The sequence below is a fragment of the Kitasatospora sp. NPDC056783 genome (genome assembly GCF_042789895.1).
Classification (GTDB): Bacteria; Actinomycetota; Actinomycetes; order Streptomycetales; family Streptomycetaceae; genus Kitasatospora.
This window is the reverse complement of record NZ_JBHUAF010000067.1, coordinates 1-14,810: the sequence shown is the minus strand read 5'-3', so window position 1 is coordinate 14,810 and position 14,810 is coordinate 1. Positions and strand designations below refer to the sequence as shown.

Annotated in this window: 16 protein-coding genes and 2 pseudogenes; 10 read left to right on the top strand and 8 right to left on the bottom strand. The window is 73.2% G+C overall.

Features of this window, described 5'->3' with window-relative positions:
- The first annotated feature begins 9 nt into the window (after positions 1-9).
- Genes ACFRMQ_RS13270 through ACFRMQ_RS13255 form a run of 4 tightly spaced genes read left to right on the top strand, consistent with a single transcriptional unit; the run spans position 10 to position 2,632 of the window.
- Entirely contained in the window at positions 10-1,374 is a 1,365-nt protein-coding gene (locus ACFRMQ_RS13270) for an NUDIX domain-containing protein (protein WP_380730201.1), read from the top strand.
- On the top strand, positions 1,371-1,826 hold the full coding sequence (locus ACFRMQ_RS13265) for an NUDIX domain-containing protein (protein WP_380730199.1): 456 nt from the start codon (positions 1,371-1,373) through the stop codon (positions 1,824-1,826). Before ACFRMQ_RS13270 ends, ACFRMQ_RS13265 begins: the two co-directional genes overlap by 4 nt.
- A 55-nt stretch (positions 1,827-1,881) precedes the next feature.
- Positions 1,882-2,382 carry an NUDIX domain-containing protein gene (locus ACFRMQ_RS13260; protein ID WP_380730197.1) on the top strand — a complete coding sequence of 167 codons (501 nt, stop codon included), beginning with the start codon at positions 1,882-1,884 and terminating at the stop codon, positions 2,380-2,382.
- A gap of 1 nt (position 2,383) precedes the next feature.
- Positions 2,384-2,632 (top strand): hypothetical protein, encoded by a 249-nt coding sequence (locus ACFRMQ_RS13255; RefSeq protein ID WP_380730195.1) that lies wholly within the window; start codon positions 2,384-2,386, stop codon positions 2,630-2,632.
- 28 nt (positions 2,633-2,660) lie between these two features.
- Here ACFRMQ_RS13255 and ACFRMQ_RS13250 read toward each other — a convergent pair whose 3' ends face one another.
- On the bottom strand, positions 2,661-2,810 hold the full coding sequence (locus ACFRMQ_RS13250) for a hypothetical protein (protein WP_380730193.1): 150 nt from the start codon (positions 2,808-2,810) through the stop codon (positions 2,661-2,663).
- A 305-nt stretch (positions 2,811-3,115) separates the two neighbouring features.
- On the opposite strand from ACFRMQ_RS13250, the gene ACFRMQ_RS13245 reads away from it, so the two are divergent.
- The 3 genes and pseudogenes from ACFRMQ_RS13245 to ACFRMQ_RS13235 all read left to right on the top strand — a co-directional run.
- Positions 3,116-3,748 (top strand): transcriptional regulator, encoded by a 633-nt coding sequence (locus tag ACFRMQ_RS13245; protein WP_380730191.1) that lies wholly within the window; start codon positions 3,116-3,118, stop codon positions 3,746-3,748.
- Positions 3,745-4,320 carry an HD family hydrolase gene (locus ACFRMQ_RS13240; protein ID WP_380698701.1) on the top strand — a complete coding sequence of 192 codons (576 nt, stop codon included), beginning with the start codon at positions 3,745-3,747 and terminating at the stop codon, positions 4,318-4,320. Before ACFRMQ_RS13245 ends, ACFRMQ_RS13240 begins: the two co-directional genes overlap by 4 nt.
- Positions 4,321-4,532: 212 nt before the next feature.
- Positions 4,533-4,805 (top strand): annotated as a pseudogene (locus ACFRMQ_RS13235) (DapH/DapD/GlmU-related protein); the annotation flags it as partial.
- A gap of 75 nt (positions 4,806-4,880) precedes the next feature.
- Here ACFRMQ_RS13235 and ACFRMQ_RS13230 read toward each other — a convergent pair.
- The 3 genes from ACFRMQ_RS13230 to ACFRMQ_RS13220 all read right to left on the bottom strand — a co-directional run bounded on the left by ACFRMQ_RS13230 (position 4,881) and on the right by ACFRMQ_RS13220 (position 8,617).
- On the bottom strand, positions 4,881-5,816 hold the full coding sequence (locus ACFRMQ_RS13230) for a sensor histidine kinase (protein WP_380730230.1): 936 nt from the start codon (positions 5,814-5,816) through the stop codon (positions 4,881-4,883).
- A 380-nt stretch (positions 5,817-6,196) separates the two neighbouring features.
- Positions 6,197-6,919: a response regulator transcription factor gene (locus ACFRMQ_RS13225; protein ID WP_380730189.1), complete on the bottom strand. Its 723-nt coding sequence runs from the start codon at positions 6,917-6,919 to the stop codon at positions 6,197-6,199.
- Between the two features lie 99 nt (positions 6,920-7,018).
- A complete protein-coding gene (locus ACFRMQ_RS13220) occupies positions 7,019-8,617 on the bottom strand; it encodes an alpha/beta fold hydrolase (RefSeq protein ID WP_380730187.1) in 1,599 nt (532 codons plus the stop codon).
- Between the two features lie 223 nt (positions 8,618-8,840).
- Here ACFRMQ_RS13220 and ACFRMQ_RS13215 point away from each other — a divergent pair.
- The 3 genes and pseudogenes from ACFRMQ_RS13215 to ACFRMQ_RS13205 all read left to right on the top strand — a co-directional run.
- A pseudogene (locus ACFRMQ_RS13215) lies at positions 8,841-8,966 on the top strand (ABC transporter); the annotation flags it as partial.
- Complete coding sequence (locus ACFRMQ_RS13210; protein WP_380730185.1) at positions 8,963-9,766, top strand: ABC transporter permease; 804 nt, start codon at positions 8,963-8,965, stop codon at positions 9,764-9,766. The pseudogene ACFRMQ_RS13215 and the gene ACFRMQ_RS13210, both read left to right, overlap by 4 nt.
- Before the next feature lie 206 nt (positions 9,767-9,972).
- Positions 9,973-10,329, top strand: coding sequence for a hypothetical protein (locus ACFRMQ_RS13205; RefSeq protein ID WP_380730183.1), 357 nt, complete (start codon positions 9,973-9,975; stop codon positions 10,327-10,329).
- Positions 10,330-10,334: 5 nt separating this feature from the next.
- On the opposite strand, the gene ACFRMQ_RS13200 is transcribed toward ACFRMQ_RS13205, so the two are convergent.
- The 4 genes from ACFRMQ_RS13200 to ACFRMQ_RS13185 all read right to left on the bottom strand — a co-directional run.
- Positions 10,335-11,036 carry a hypothetical protein gene (locus ACFRMQ_RS13200; protein WP_380730181.1) on the bottom strand — a complete coding sequence of 234 codons (702 nt, stop codon included), beginning with the start codon at positions 11,034-11,036 and terminating at the stop codon, positions 10,335-10,337.
- Between the two features lie 147 nt (positions 11,037-11,183).
- Positions 11,184-11,741 (bottom strand): hypothetical protein, encoded by a 558-nt coding sequence (locus ACFRMQ_RS13195; RefSeq protein WP_380730179.1) that lies wholly within the window; start codon positions 11,739-11,741, stop codon positions 11,184-11,186.
- Positions 11,742-11,792: 51 nt separating this feature from the next.
- On the bottom strand, positions 11,793-13,628 hold the full coding sequence (locus ACFRMQ_RS13190) for an FAD-dependent oxidoreductase (RefSeq protein ID WP_380730176.1): 1,836 nt from the start codon (positions 13,626-13,628) through the stop codon (positions 11,793-11,795).
- A gap of 106 nt (positions 13,629-13,734) precedes the next feature.
- Positions 13,735-14,810: cytochrome P450 (locus tag ACFRMQ_RS13185; RefSeq protein ID WP_380730174.1), on the bottom strand; the 1,076-nt coding region annotated here is incomplete at its 5' end.

Below are 14,810 nucleotides of genomic sequence, written 5' to 3'. Positions count from 1 at the left end.
GCAGCCCCGGTGATCGACTTCGATGTGCTGACGGACCTGGCCCTGCGCGAGGGCGTCGAGTGGATCGGCGTCGGCGTGGTGGTCCGCGACGCCTCCGGCCGGATCCTGCTGATCCGCCGGGCCGCCCACGACGTCCTGCCCGGCCTGTGGGAGTACCCCGGCGGCGGCCGGGACGACGGCGAGGAGGTGGCGGCCGGCGCCGCCCGCGAGCTGGCCGAGGAGACCGGGCTGCGCGGCCTTCCGCTGGAGTACGTGCGGCACCTGGACTTCACCGGCCACCACGGCACGCGCGGGCGGCAGTTCGTCTTCACCACCGTCGTCCCGGACGGCACCCCCGTCACCCTCTCCCCCGAGCACGACGCCCACCAGTGGGCCGCACCGGACCGGCTGCCGCAGACCAGCGCAGGCCGGCGCGAGCTGATCCACTGGCTCACCGACCGCCTGGCGCGGCCCGGTTGGCGACCGGCCGGCGGCTACCTCACCGGCATCGCCCGGCCCAGCGCGTACGGCTGCTTCCTGGTCACCGACCCGCGGGGCCGCGTGCTGGGGATGCGCTCCGCCCTCGACCCGGGCGTGTGGAACTTCCCCGGCGGCAACGTCGAGCACGGCGAGACCCCCTTCGCCACCGCCCTGCGCGAGGCCGAGGAGGAGCTGGGCCTCGACCTCGCCGCCGAGAACCCCGAGGCCGTCGCCCGCCGTCGCCTGGTCGCCGTCGTCCACGAGCAGGCCGGCGGCCGGTCCCCCGTCCCGGCCTGCGGCTACGTCTTCGACGGCGGCGTCCTCACCGAGGAGCAGCAGGCGCGGATCCGCCTCGACCCCGCCGAGCACACCGAGTGGCGCTTCGAGAGCGCCCACGACTGGCGCTCCCTGATGACCCCCGACCGCTACCAGCGGCTCCGGCAGGTGCTGCGCGCCCACCGCTCCGGTGTCCCGCTGTACCTGGAACGCCCCGCCCCGGACAGCGACGACTTCGAGGGCGTCCTGGTCTTCGTCACCGACCGCGCGGGCCGGCTGCTGATGCACCAACGTGAAGACCGGCCGGGTATGCCGTGGCCGGGCCACTGGACGCCGATCGGCGGCCGGCGCGAGGCCGACGAGATCGCGGAGGAGACCGCGGTGCGCGAGGTCCGCGAGGAGGCCGGCATCGAGATCACCGGGCTGCGGCCGCTGCCCGACCCGCACCACGACCTCGGCCTCCCGCTCACCCGCGTCCTGCACGCCCACTGGGACGGCGCCGAGGCCGAACTGCGGCTCGGCGACGAGGGCCTGGCCGTGCGGATGGTCCCCCTCGACGAGGTGCTCGACGTCAAGGTCCCGCCGTACCTGCGCCACTACCTGCCGCTGCTGGCCGAGGCCGCCCGGAGGCCCGCGTGAGCCCCGACAGTCCGGCCACCCGGGTCATCGGCGTGCACCTCGTCCTGGTCGAGGACGGCAGGGTGCTGCTCGGGCGCCGCAGGAACACCTCCTTCGCCGAGGACCAGTGGCACACCCCGGCGGGCCATCTGGAGGAGGACGAGTCCGTGCTGCGCGCGATGGCCCGCGAGGCGTGGGAGGAACTGGGCATCACCATCGCCGAGGACGACCTCGTCCTCCTCCACGCCCTCCACCATCTGGACGCCGACGACGGCCGGGGCAGGCTCCAGCTGTTCTTCCGCCCGCTCCGCTACCGGGGCCGGGTCGCCAACCGCGAGCCGGAGAAGTGCCACGAGCTGCGCTGGTGGCCGCTCGGCGACGGCCTCCCCCGCGACACCGTCCCGTACACCGCGCACGCCCTGGCCCGGATCGCCGAGGGCAGCGCGGTCTCCGCCGTCGGCTGGCCGGGGTGACCGCCGCCGCCGTACCCGCCGCGCCCGTCATCCCCTACCGGTCGGAGTTCCGCCCATGGAGTCCCTGCGTCAGGCCGTCTGCGTCATCGTCCACGACGAGGCCGCGGCCCGGATCCTCTGCGTCCACTACGCGGCCAACGGCTGGTCCGTGACCCCGGCGTGGACGGTGCCGGGCGGCAAGGTCGAGGAGGGCGAGCGCCTGGACGAGGCCGCCGCGCGCGAGCTGCGGGAGGAGACCGGCCTCACCGTCGACCCCGAGGAGCTGCGGCTGGTCCACACCGTCCAGGTCAGGGCCGGCTGGGACGGCAGGACCCCGTTCCTGCTCTCCGCGTTCGCCACCACGCGCTGGCGCGGCGAGCCGGCCAACACCGAGCCGGACAAGCACCTCGCCGTGGAGTGGCGGGACGCCAGCGCGCTGCCGACCCCGATGTTCCCCACCGCTCACGCCGCCCTGGACGCCTACCTGCACGGCGGCCGGGGCTTCTCCACCCACGGCTGGGAGCCCGGCGCGGACCCGGGCGCCCCGGTCGGACCCGTCGAGAACGCCGGAGCCTGACGTGCCCGGCCGCCACCGCCGCCCGCCCGCACCCGACCAGGCCCGCCTTCCACCCGACGCCGACCTGCGGCTGCGCGCCATCGCCGAGGGCCGCACCCTCACCGACGAAGGCGTCGCCACCCTTCCCGGCGCCACCCACGCGTACGCCTACCGCACCCTCTACCGGCCCGACGGCAGGGTGGACGAGATCCTGGAACGCCTCGCCCCCGGCCCGCTCCACCCGCCACCCGGCCTCCCACCCCACGGATGAGGACGTGCCTGCCGGTTCGGCCGTCCGGTCAGCGGTCCGCCCAGCCCGGCACCCACACGTCGCGCGGGGTTCGTGGGCTCGCGGTGCGCAGGTGGTCGCGTAGCGCGGTCAACACGGGGTGCCGGTCTCCGCTGCGGAACAGCAGCACGTGCGGATAGACCAGGACCGGCGCGCACAACGGGGAGTCCAGGTCCCCCGAAGCGCGCCCCGGCGCGGTGCGGCTCCGTTGGGTCGCACGGCCGGGCGTGGTGCCCCCGCCCTGGTAGGTGGGTCTCGTGCCACCTACCAGGGCGGGGAGTCTGGGGGTTCCTAGGCGGGGCCGTCCTCGTCGCGTGGGTGCCGGGGGTGCCGGAGGCGGGGGACCGGGTGTCCGATCGGAGTGGCTGTGAGGAGGGAACGTTCGACGGCCGGCTCCGGCCGGGCGGGCGGTATGGAGGGCCTACCCGTCTGCGCGGGGGCGCGGAGGGCGTAGGTGATGAATCCGTGGTGGAGGCCGGGGGCGAGAACACCGCCTTGCTCCGGAGACAGGTCTGGTACCTGTCCTCCTACGACCGGACTCGCGATGTGGTCGAGTGGTTCGGTGGGATGCAGCGCCGAGGCCGAATTCCCTCGGTCGGTTCGGGGTGGTCACCCCGCTGGGCCGAAGCCCGGTCGGTCGCGGCAGCGCTGGCGCGGCAGGGGGACCCCGAGCTACTCCGGGACTTCATCGCCCGCTCGATCACCGACAACGACGACTTCGAAACCGCGAACCTGAACTACTGGGCTCACTGGCTCGGGCTCGACTCACGCCCCCAGACCAGCGATGACTTCATAGCCGAACAAGAACGCCAGGCGTGGGACGCCTCCTCGCTGCTACGACAGTTCGCCATCCGGCTGGACCGCGCGGGCGAGTACACCGACCTGTACGTCCATTCGATCTGGGCACTCATGCTCACTCGACGCGGCCTCGCCGATGCGGACCCCCGAACGGCCTGCGGCCTGGCGGCACGAGTGCGCACGTTGCTCGATGGTGACGGCCTCTCACAGCAGTCCCGTCGCGAGTTGGAGTCTGTGCACTACGGTCTGCGGGTAGGCGGTTACAGCAACAGTCGATCCAACAGTGAAGGACAGCAATGACGGACGACAAGCAGGCGAGGGGCACCGCGAGCTACCTGTTCGAGGCGGGAATGCTCAAGCGGGCGAAGCGGTCCGGCTGGTGGATCGCTGGGGTCAAAGACCCCGAGACGATCGCCGAGCACTCGTTCCGGACGGGCGTCGTCGGCGCGGTGCTCGCGATGATGGAGGGTGCCGACCCGGCCAAGGTCGCCCTGCTGTGCCTCTTCCACGACACCCAGGAGACCCGGGTCAGCGATATCCCGCACATCGGTCGGCGCTACCTCACCGCCTCCTCGAACGAACGCGTGACCGCCGACCAGGTCAGCGCCGCTCACCCGGCCGTCGTTGCCGGGGTGCAGGCCATCGTGGAAGAGTACGAGAACGCCGGGAGCCTGGAGGTCACCGTCGCCCATGACGCGGACAAACTGGAGTGCCTGATCCAGGCCGTGGAGTACCGCGAGCAGGGATACCAGAACGTCCAGCCGTGGATCGACAGCAGCCTCGGCAGCCTCAAGACCGAGTCGGCTCGCACCCTCGCGGAGGCAGCACTGACCATGACGTCCGTGGAGTGGCAGAAGATCTACCTCGCGTGACGCCACCCACGCATGTCCTCGAGACCGCCCTCGAAGGCCCCTGGCCCATCTCCACCTGGTTCGCTAGCTCGTCTCCCCCCGCCTCTGTTGCTGGCGGGGGGTGTTTCGTCTCGGGGCCTCGTCACGTGTTCACGAGGAGGAGGCTGCTGCCACCCGGTACTTCTCCTCATTCTCCGGTGGCGGGAGCGGGAGGGCGATGGACAGTTCGACGGCTCCGCATCGGCAACGGCGTCATGATCGCCCCGAAGGTCAGCCTCATCACCGGAGGCCATCCGCTGCCCCTGGCCGAGCGCCGCGAGTACCTCTCCTTCGCCCCGATCGCCATCGAGGACGACGTCTGGATCGGGACGGCTGCCGTGATCACCCAGGGAGTGACCGTCGGCGCCGGTGCGGTGGTCGCCGCGGGCGCGGTGGTCACTCGTGACGTTCCCGCCGGCACCGTGGTCGCGGGAGTGCCCGCCCGGGTGATCAAGACGATCGGCTGAGTCCGACCGGGCTGCCGACCCAGGCGGGCGACCGGCGGCGCGGCGCGAGGCGGCGCTCGGCTCCCCACCGTGCGGTCAGTGCTGCGGGGCGGGCGGCAGGTGGAAGCCGACCTCGGCGCCGCCGCCGGGGGCGGCGGTCGCGAAGACGGTGCCGTGGTCGGCGGCGACGAGGTCGTGGACGATGGCCAGGCCCAGCCCCGAGCCGGGGGTGGCCTGGGTGCCGGCGGCGCGGAAGAAGCGCTCGAAGACGGCCTGCCGGTCGTCGGGGGCGATGCCGGGCCCGTGGTCGCGCACGGACAGCCGGGTGCCGGTGACCCGGATCTCCACCGGGGTGCCGTCCGGGCTGAACTTGACGGCGTTGCCCACCAGGTTGTCCACGCAGCGTTGCAGTGCGCGCGGGCGGGCCAGAACCGGTACCGGGCCTCCCTCGACGGTGACGGCGATCTCGCGGCCGGTCCGGCGCTGGAACCGCCGGGCGCTGTCCTCGGCGGCGGCCGGCAGGTCGAGCGGCTCCGGGTCCTCCGCGGTCCACTGGTCGGTGGCCAGCTCGACCAGCTCGCGCACGATCTCGTCGAGCGCGACGGTCTCGGTGACCAGGGTGGCGAGGACCTGCTCCTCGTCCTCGGGGGCGAGCCGGCCGCGGGCGCGCTGGAGGAGTTCGGCGCAGCCGCGCACCGAGGTCAGCGGGGTGCGCAGCTCGTGGCCGGCGTCCTGGACCAGGCGCTGCTGCTGCTCGCGGGAGCGGCGCAGCGCGCCGACCATCGACTCGAAGGCCCGGGTGAGGCCGCCGACCTCGTCGCGTCCGGCGGCGGGCAGCGGGGTGGCCAGGTCGCGGGTGGTGGTGATGTGCTCGGCGGCGCGGGCCAGGCGCCGCACCGGGCGCAGGATCCGGCCGATGACGAGCCAGCTGAGCAGGGCGCAGGAGGCCGCCGCCGCCGCGCTGGTGACGGTGATCCGTTGCAGGAACGCCTCGTCGACTTCGGCGGCCCCGGCGTAGGTCTGGCCGACCATCACCGCCCCTTGCCCGTCGGGGCGGGCCTGGGTGAGGACGCCGTACGGGGTGCCGTCGATGGTGACGTCCTCCTGGTGGGAGCCCTGCCCGGTGCGGGCCACCTCCAGGGCGCGGGCCGAGACCGGCAGGGCGGGGCCGCCCGGGGCCAGTGGGCGCGCGGTGCCGTCGGCGGGCAGCAGTTGTTCGACGGTGTCGGTTCTGGCGAGCGGGAGGCGGCCGAGGTCCAGGGCGTCGAGCACGGTGTGGGCCCGGTCCTGGAGGCTCCGGTCGAGCTGGTCGGAGACCAGGGTGCTGACGCCGCGGTAGGCGGCGGTGACGGGCACGGCGATCGCCAGCAGGACGGAGGCGAGGACCACGAGGCCGATCCTGGTGCGCAGCATCAGGCGGTCCTGACGGTGTAGCCGACGTTGCGCACGGTGTGGATCAGCCGGGGCTCGCCGTCCTCCTCGGTCTTGCGCCGCAGGTAGCCGACGTAGACGTCGAGCGAGCGCGAGTCGGTGTCGAAGTCGTAGCCCCAGATGCGCTGGTAGATCTGGTGGCGGGTCAGGACGGTGCCCTGGTTGCGCAGGAGCAGTTCCAGGAGGTCGAACTCGGTCTTGGTCAGGTCGAGCCGGCGTGTGCCGCGGTGGGCCAGGCGGGCGCCGGGGTCCAGGGTGAGGTCGGCGAGGGCGAGGCCGGTGCTGCCGGCGGCCTCGCCGTCCTCGGCGCGGGGCGGCTCGGTGCGGCGCAGCAGGGCGCGTATCCGGGCCAGCAGTTCCTCGGTGGCGAAGGGTTTGGCGAGGTAGTCGTCGGCGCCCGCGTCCAGTCCGGCGACCCGGTCGCCGAGCTGGTCGCGGGCGGTGAGGACCAGGACGGGCAGGCGGTCGCCGCGCCGGCGCAGCATCCGGCACAGCGCGAGGCCGTCGAGGCGGGGCATGACCACGTCCACCACGGCGAGGTCGGGGCGCCGGTGTTCCAGGAGCTCCAGGGCCTCCTGACCGTCGGCGGTGGTGAGCACCTGGTAGCCCTCGAAGCGCAACAGGTGGTCGAGGGTACGGCGGACGCCGGGGTCGTCCTCGACGACCAGGATGGTGCGCCGGGCGGTGGCGGTGTGATCTGTCATGGCGTCATTTTCGCTGGTGGCGGGCGTGGTCATGCCGGTCGGGGGTGGCGGGTCGGCGCCGGCGGGAGATGGCGGTCGGCGTCTGCTGGGGGTGGCGGGTCAGCGCGGGACGGGGACGACGGTGACCGGCGGGACCTTCGCCAGGCAGGAGGTGTCGCCGACCTCGCCGGTGCGGATGAAGCCGCTGGAGATCTCCAGCGCGCAGCCGGTCTCCTCCATCTCCGGGAGGTGTCCGCTGTTGGGCACCGAGACGAAGGCGCTGTGGCGGAACTGGGCCGCCGACAGGCGGGAGTTGACCTCGGGGGTGTTGGTGTCGAGGTCTCCGGAGAGCACCAGGACGGGCACGTCGGGCAGGTTCTCGAGGTCGGTCGGCTGCGGGCGGGCGGTGCCCCCGCGCGGCCAGTTCAGGCAGTTGTCCCCGCCGTCGGTCTGGCCCGCGGCCCAGCCCTCGGGGCTGAAGGCCCCGAAGTCGGCCGGGTCGGCGGCGGCCAGGGCGGCGCGGTACTGGCGGCGGCGCTCCGACACCGGGGCGTCCGGGTCCCAGGCGCGGACGTAGTCGTTGCAGGTGACGGCCAGGAACGAGGCCTGGTCCTCGGTGCCGGTGCTTTCCATCTCGCCGCGCACCAGGGCGGCCAGCGGCCCCTCGTCGCCTGCCGCGAAGGCGTGCAGGGCGGCGGGCAGGGCGCCGAGCAGCCCGGGCTCCCCGGGGTGCAGGCCGATGCCGCGGGTGGCCGGCTCGTACATCAGGTCGGCGAGCTTGTCCTCGGTGAACAGCACGGTCCGCCGCTCACCGTCGACCGTGGCGGTCACCTTCGGCGGACGGGTGCGCAGCCGCTCGGTGACGGCGGCGAGGTCGTGCACCGCGGTGTCCGGGTCGCAGGCGCCGCTGCGCTCGCAGATCCGGCGCAGTGTCAGGGAGACCTGCTGGGCGCCGGGCCGGGCCAGGGTGTCGAAGGCGACCGGGTAGGCGCCGGACAGCACCATCTTCTCGACCCGGTCGGGGTGGCGGTCGGCGTAGACCGGCATCAGGTAGGTGCCGTACGACATGCCGTAGAGCACCAGCTTGGGGGCGCCCAGGCGCTCGCGGGCGGCGTCGATGTCGTCGGCGGTGGCGGCGCTGGTGTAGCCGCGGGCACGCGGGCCGAGCTCCTCGGCGCACTCGGCGACGGCCTCGCGCTGGCCGGCCCGCGGGGCCCAGCGGTACTCGGCCTCGGTGACGTCGCAGGGCAGCCGGCCGGAGCGGCCGGTGCCGCGCGGGTCCAGCAGCAGCACGTCGTAGTCGTCCAGCACCCCTTGCAGCGCGCCGGCCACCTGCTCGGCGCGGTCGATCAGGGTCTCGCCGGGGCCGCCGGGGTTGAGCGCGACGGTGCCCAGCGCCGGGCCGGGGCGGCCGTGGCGCACCACCGCGTAGCTCACGTCGATGCCGCCCAGGCGCGGCACGTCGGTGACCAGCGGGCGACGCATGGTCGTGCAGTCGACCTGGTGCCCGGGGACGGTCGGACACCACGCCGGCCGGCCCTGGGTGTCGGCGGAGGAGGCCCGCGCGGCCGGGGCGGCCTGCGCGGTCGGGGCGGCGGTGAGGGGCAGCGCGGCGGCGAGGACGGCCAAGGTCGCGGTCGCCAGGGTGGCGCGCCGCCTCGCGCCGTTCGCGCTCGTGCTCGTGCTCGTGCTCGCGTTCGTGCTGGTGCTCGTCGTCATAGCCGTGCCCTCCGTACGTCCTGCGGTCGGTGTGGGTACGACTGTGCCGGGCGTCCGTCAGCCGCTCGGCAGAGCGACGGCAAAGGCAGGTAAGAACCCGGCGGTCGACCTCGGCCCCCGAGCCGGCTCCCCCGGCGGCGCTGCCCCTGGCGAACCCATGTGACCTGTTCAGTCGTCAGTCTCGTACGTCTTCCGAGGGGTGGGTGGAGTAGATCCGGTGCCAGTGCTGGACTGGCTCGACCACACCGCGCTCACCGTGGACGAACTCCAGGTCCACACCCCCGATCTCGATGACGTCTTCTTCGCCCTGACGGGCAACCCGGTCACGGAACAGGAGCCCGCCCGATGAGCAGCGCTTCCAGTACCGCGTCCCACGCCTTCGCGGACTCGGCGACCATGCTGCGCCGCCAGTTGCGGCACATGCTGCGTTATCCGACGCTCATCCTGACGGCCGCCGGGGTTCCGGTGGTCTTCCTGCTGCTGTTCGTCTACGTTCTCGGCGGCATCCTCGGCACCGGCCTCGGCGGGCCCTCGGGCGGCCGGGATGCCTACGTGAACTACGTCGTCCCCGGCGTCGTCCTGATGACTGTGGCGACCGCGGCCCAGGGCACGGCGATCTCGGTAGCCATCGACATGACCGAGGGCATCGTCGCCCGGTTCCGCACCATGGCCATCGCCCGGGTCTCGGTGCTCACCGGTCATGTCCTGGGCAGCCTGATCCAGACCCTGCTGAGTATCGCTGCCGTCGTCGGGGTCGCGCTGCTGGTGGGATTCGAGCCGACCGCGGGCTTCGGCGAATGGCTCGGCGCGATCGGCGTGCTCGTCATGATCATCCTCGCGCTCACGTGGCTGTCGGTCGCACTGGCCATGGTCGCCAGGAGCGTCGCCACCGCGAGCAACATGATGACGCCGCTGATGGTCCTGCCCATGATGGGCAGCGGGTTCGTCCCCACCGACTCGATGCCGGGTGGGCTGAAATGGTTCGCCGAGTACCAGCCGTTCACCCCGTTCATCGAAACCCTGCGCGGGCTGCTGATGGGCACCCCGATCGACAACAGCGCGAATCTGACCATCGGTTGGTGCGCCCTGATCGCTCTGGGTGGCTATCTCTGGGCGAAGAAGCTCTACGATCGCGAGCCCACCAAGTGAGCGGGTGTTCCGGACAGGCTGCCAAGGCACGGGGGTCTACGGCTGCGCGGGGTCGATGAGGATGCGGTCGAGAACCCCCGTCAGGCGGGCACGACGGGGCCGGGCGTCCCCTGGAGGCGACCGCCGGGTTGGGTACGATGTGCCCTCCTTGACGCGGGAGTTGGGTGGGGAGAGTGGGAGCCTTCGGCGGGTACCGGTTCGGACGAATGCCGGGGAGGGCGGCCGGCACCGGGAGCGGGCGTTCCTCCGACCGGCCCGGATGGGCCGAGTTCTCCTCCTTCACGGGCGCGGCGGTCACCTTCCTCGCCGGTGTGCTGTCCGCGGCGGGATGGCTGTGGTCCGCCACCGACGGCCGCTTCGACGACATGCCGCTGGGCAGGCTCCTGCTCGTCGCCGTCCTCCTCGTGCCCGCCGTGGCGGCGAGCTTCGTCCTCGCCCTCGGCGGCGGCTTCCTGGCGATGGCGGCCGTCGCCTCCGTCCGTGCCGGCCTCTCCCTGAGCCGACGGACGGGGCAGCGGAGCGCTCGCACACCCGATTCCCAGGGGGTCGGACCACACCCGTAGGGTGGTCAGCCCTGCGAGGTCCCCCCACGCCACCGCGCGCCGTACGACTGCACATCGGCGACGCTCGGGTGGCGGACGGCGTCCAGCCCCTCGTCGGCGAGGAGGTCGGCGATCAGGGCCGCGGGGCCGAAGACCTCGGTGGCGCTGAGGTCCCAGTCGGTCACGACGAACCACGATCCCTCCAGGGGCCACCAGTGCGCGGGGAACTGCGTCCCGGTGGTCCGGCCGGGCCCCGCGCAGGCCTCGTGGTGGGCGGCCGCCTCGTCCAGCCGTCCCCGGCGGGCCGGGACCGGGCGGCCCAGGCGCTCGATCGCCGCCTGGGCCCAGTGGCACTCCGTCCGCGTTCCCTCCGGACTGTGCCGCGCGAGGACCTCGATCAGCCGGTCCAGGCTGCCTCGGTCGATCTCGCCCACGTCGGGCTGCTCGAAGCCCTCGGGCAGGTCCAGCCCCTCGAAGACCCGGAAGGAGGGGGTGTACAGCCAGTCCTCCAGGCGCTTCCCGGCATGCGCCAGGACGTCGTTCCACCGGACCCGCTCGCCGTCGACCCTGGCGGTGTGCAGGACCCAGCAGCGATCCGCGAAACCGTCCTGCGGCTCATGGCCCAGGACGGCGTCGTCCGCTTCCAGGACCGGACGCATTCCGCCCAGCACATCGTCGTCCGCCAGCAGTTCCACGACGGGGTCCCCCTCGACACTTCGCTCGTTCATGTGTGGCGCACCGCAAATCAAGGGCCCGGAAGTTGCGCGAGCCACCGATCAGGAGCTGATGACCCAACTCAACAGCAGCTCTCACCGCAACGCCGTCTTGGCAAGAGCAGCCAACGGAAGGGAACGACAGCGGCCCGTCGTCGTCGCTCAGGGCTTCCAGCGCGGGGCCTGATCATCGGGGGTGTCCGGGCTGGCGAAGTGGAAGGGAACTGCCAGGTGGGTGGCAAGGGCGCGGCCGGCCCGCTCAGCGGCTACCGCTACGGGATGGCGCGGGTGGCAATCCTCGCCCTCGCCGAGGTACCGCTTGGCCGTTGACCCGTAAACGGTGGCCATCTGATCCTCTCCCGCGGGGTCGACGGTGATGGCCAGCAGCCGCACAAACCAGTCGCGGACGGTGTCACCGTCCCAGATCGCCTCGATCGCCACGACACGGCCGGCGCACCCAGCCGCTCGACAGGCCAGCGACTCCAGGTCGAGGGGACTCTCCGGCTCGCGGGCGACCCGGTCCCCGTAGTGGACGTAGCGGTCACTGACGATCATCTGCGCGGTGCCGACCCCTATGCCGTGGGGAACCAGGCCTATCGCAACGATGACACGCACCGCGCTCAGAAGGGAGTCCTGAAGGACATATCCGTTGATCTCGTCGCGGATCCCGGCTGGCAGACTCTCCCACCACGCCGTCCTGGCCGCCTTGTTCATGCCCATCGAGAGCCCCCGTCCCCCTTCGAGGCCCCAACAACGAAGCCCTGCGCCACTCTACGTCGTCGTCAAACCCGCATCGTCGAAGGTGTTCGGCAGGCCGAGGCGGTAGCGGGCCTCGTCGGCCAGTTTGAGCGGCTCCAGCTCCGGGGGCCGGAACAGGCCCCAGATGCGGCAGCGTGCGGCGGTCGAGCCATCCGCGTCCAGCAGGGCGTTGACGGCGCGGCGGGCGGACTCGTTGGCGCCCTCCATGGTGGCCAGGTCGACGTCGGTGCGGACGTAGTCGCCGGCCAGGAAGAAGTTGCCCACGGCGGTCCTGGCCGAGGGCCGGTCGTACAGCGTTCCGGCCGGGTGGACCAGCAGCTGCTCGCGGTTGGCCGGCGCCGGCCCGCCCAGGCCGGTGACGGCCGGGTCGAGGAACCAGGAGTGCACGTCCGCGTCCGCGGGCCAGTCGGAGCCCCGCCGGTCGAGGGCCCGTCGGCACTGCGCCCAGACCTCGCGGGCCACCTGCTCGCGGGTGCACTCCTTGGCCGTCCTGCCGTAGAGGATCCCGGGCCGGTCCCACTCCGAGACGCAGACCGAGAGGCAGTCGCGCACCGTTCCGTCCCCGTAGGCGGCCGGGAAGTCCCGGTCCCAGAACTGCGCCTGGTTGACCGTGGTGAGCGACCACGGGGAGTCCAGGCAGGCGGCGTGGCCGTGCACCAGCCGGACCGGACGGCGCAGGTAGAACTGGATGCCCGTCATCCAGTCCGTCTCGATGGCGTCGCAGCGCGCCAGCTGGGGATCGGCGGCGCGCAGCCGCGGGCCCCAGGTGGCGCGGGCGTGCTCGACCGGCAGCGCGCTGAGGTAGTGGTCGGCCCGCACCGTCTCGCCGGCGCCGCCGCCGGCCGGTGCCACGCGGACCCCGGTGATCCGGCCGTCCGCGTACAGCACCTCCCGGACCTCGGTCCCGGTGCGGAACTCGACGCCCAGCGAGGACAGGTGGGCCGCCCACGGGTCGATCCAGGCCTCGCTGGTGGGACCGTTGAGCACCCGGTCCGGCTGGCCGTCGACACCGCGCCCGAGCGCCCCGTTCAGCAGGAAGGCCTCGACGACGGTACGGGCCACCGTGCGGGTGCTCGCCTTCTCGGCCCGGGTGGCGACCAGGTCCCGGGTCAGCCCGACGCCGAGGAGGCGCTGGTAGTCGTGGGACATCCGCCCGGCCCTGATGAACTCCCACCAGGGCACCCGCTCCCACTGCTGCTCGCGGCGCAGGTCGCAGCTGGTCAGGTGGATCAGGAGGCGGTCGACGAAGTAGAGCAGCTCGTCGGCGGGCAGGTGCAGCACCTCGTCGAGCGCGCCGGCCAGGGTCCGCCGCAGGGCGTCCGGGGCGAGGTCGCCCAGGTCGAGCGGGCGGGTGGTGAGGGTCCGGAACGGGAGCAGCAGGCCTGGGCGCGGGGCGTCGTAGGCCAGCAGCGCCTGGGTGGCGTCGCGCAGGTTGTCGTGGACGCCGCCGGGGTTGCCTGCGTGGGGGATGCGGCGCAGGGTGTCCGGCAGGTTGCGGTAGAAGCCGGGGAAGAACCGGAAGCCGTGCTCGCCCGGCAGTGCCCGACGGCCGCCGGTCGCGCTGCCGGGCACGTCCATGCTCCGGGCCTTGCCGCCGAGCGCGTCGTAGTACTCGTAGACCGTCACCCGGTAGCCGCGTTCGGCCAGTTCGTGCGCCGCGCTCAGGCCGGAGACCCCGCCGCCGAGGACCGCCACGGTCCGCCCGGGGGCGCGGCGGGCCCGTGGGAGCCCGGCGGCTTCGGCACCCGCCCCGGGCCCGACGGCGAGCGCGCCGCCCAGCGCGGCGGCGCCGGCCAGGAAGCGACGCCGGGTCCGCCCGTTTCCCGCTGTTGCCTCGGTCAACCCCATGCTGCGCGCACCTCCGGCTCCCTGGTCCCCCGCGCGGTGAGGGCGACCCCCGGTGTGCAACGACCGGGACCGGGCTGCGGTCACCCTTCGCGGGTCCGTCGGCTCCTCACCAGGCGACCGGCAGGACGAGCGGGCGGGTGAACAGGTTGTCCTCGTCCCAGGGGAGTTCGTCCGCGTTGATCGCGAGGATGAGGGTCGGGAACCGGGTGAAGAGTGCCTCGAAGGCGATCCGCAGGTACGCCCGGGCCAGGGAGGCGCCCAGGCAGAAGTGGGGCCCGGCGCCGAAGGTCCTCGATCCGTCGGTGCGGCGGTGGATGTTGAACCGGTGGGGGTTCTTGTAGTGGTCGGGGTCCCAGGTCGCCGCGATCATCGGCGTGACGACCGACTCCCCCGCGCGGATCAGCACGCCGCGGATCTCGGTGTCCTCCAGCGCGACCCGCGGATTGGACAGGTAGCCGTTGTGGTGCAGTCGCAGGAGTTCTTCCACGACCGCGGGCCACAGGCTCGGGTCGTCGTGGACGGCCCGCAGTTCGTCGAGGTGCCTGAGCAGGGTGACGATGCCGGTGGACAGCGCGGAGACCAGCGGTTCGACCCCGGTGACGAGCAGGTAGCTGACGGTGCCGTGCAGTTCGTCGGAGGTGATCTCGTCGGCCTGGTGGGCCGCGATGAGCGCGCCGACCGGTTCGGCCGGGTCGGGGTCGGACCACTTGTCCGCGATGATCTCGGCGGCCAGCGCGCCGATCCGCTCGGTGGCGGCCGAGACGTCCGCCTGGTCCGCGTTCTGGCTGGTCTGCTCGCGGAAGAAGCCGTGCAGGGCCCGGCGCCGGTCCGCCGAAACGCGCAGCAGGCCGCAGCTGACGCGCAGGGCGAGGGGCGCCGTGTAGGCGCCGACCAGGTCCGTGGGGTTGCTTCCGGTGGCCATGGCGGTCAGCAGGTCGTCGGCGTGCGCCGCGATGTCGCCGGAACACCGGTCGGCGGCCCCCCGGTTGAACAGGGGGTTGAGGATCTGCCGGACCCGGGTGTGCCGGGGCGGGTCGAGGTTGAAGATGCCCCCGGCCACGGAGTTGAAGTCCTCGCCGATCAGCCGTGGCGCGCCCGGGTAGACCAGGTTCCTGGAGAAGCGCGGGTCGGTGAGGACTTCGGTGATGTCGTCGTAGCGGGTCAGCAGCCACGTGGTGTGCC

Excerpts from the sequence above, each read along its gene's own strand:
- ACFRMQ_RS13260 (WP_380730197.1), top strand. The coding sequence starts at position 1,882 with ATGGAGTCCCTGCGTCAGGCCGTCTGCGTCATCGTCCACGACGAGGCC.
- ACFRMQ_RS13240 (WP_380698701.1), top strand. The coding sequence starts at position 3,745 with ATGACGGACGACAAGCAGGCGAGGGGCACCGCGAGCTACCTGTTCGAG.
- ACFRMQ_RS13230 (WP_380730230.1), bottom strand. The coding sequence starts at position 5,816 with ATGGTCGGCCAGACCTACGCCGGGGCCGCCGAAGTCGACGAGGCGTTC.
- ACFRMQ_RS13225 (WP_380730189.1), bottom strand. The coding sequence starts at position 6,919 with ATGACAGATCACACCGCCACCGCCCGGCGCACCATCCTGGTCGTCGAG.
- ACFRMQ_RS13220 (WP_380730187.1), bottom strand. The coding sequence starts at position 8,617 with ATGACGACGAGCACCAGCACGAACGCGAGCACGAGCACGAGCACGAGC.
- ACFRMQ_RS13210 (WP_380730185.1), top strand. The coding sequence starts at position 8,963 with ATGAGCAGCGCTTCCAGTACCGCGTCCCACGCCTTCGCGGACTCGGCG.
- ACFRMQ_RS13205 (WP_380730183.1), top strand. The coding sequence starts at position 9,973 with ATGCCGGGGAGGGCGGCCGGCACCGGGAGCGGGCGTTCCTCCGACCGG.
- ACFRMQ_RS13200 (WP_380730181.1), bottom strand. The coding sequence starts at position 11,036 with ATGAACGAGCGAAGTGTCGAGGGGGACCCCGTCGTGGAACTGCTGGCG.
- ACFRMQ_RS13195 (WP_380730179.1), bottom strand. The coding sequence starts at position 11,741 with ATGGGCATGAACAAGGCGGCCAGGACGGCGTGGTGGGAGAGTCTGCCA.
- ACFRMQ_RS13190 (WP_380730176.1), bottom strand. The coding sequence starts at position 13,628 with ATGGGGTTGACCGAGGCAACAGCGGGAAACGGGCGGACCCGGCGTCGC.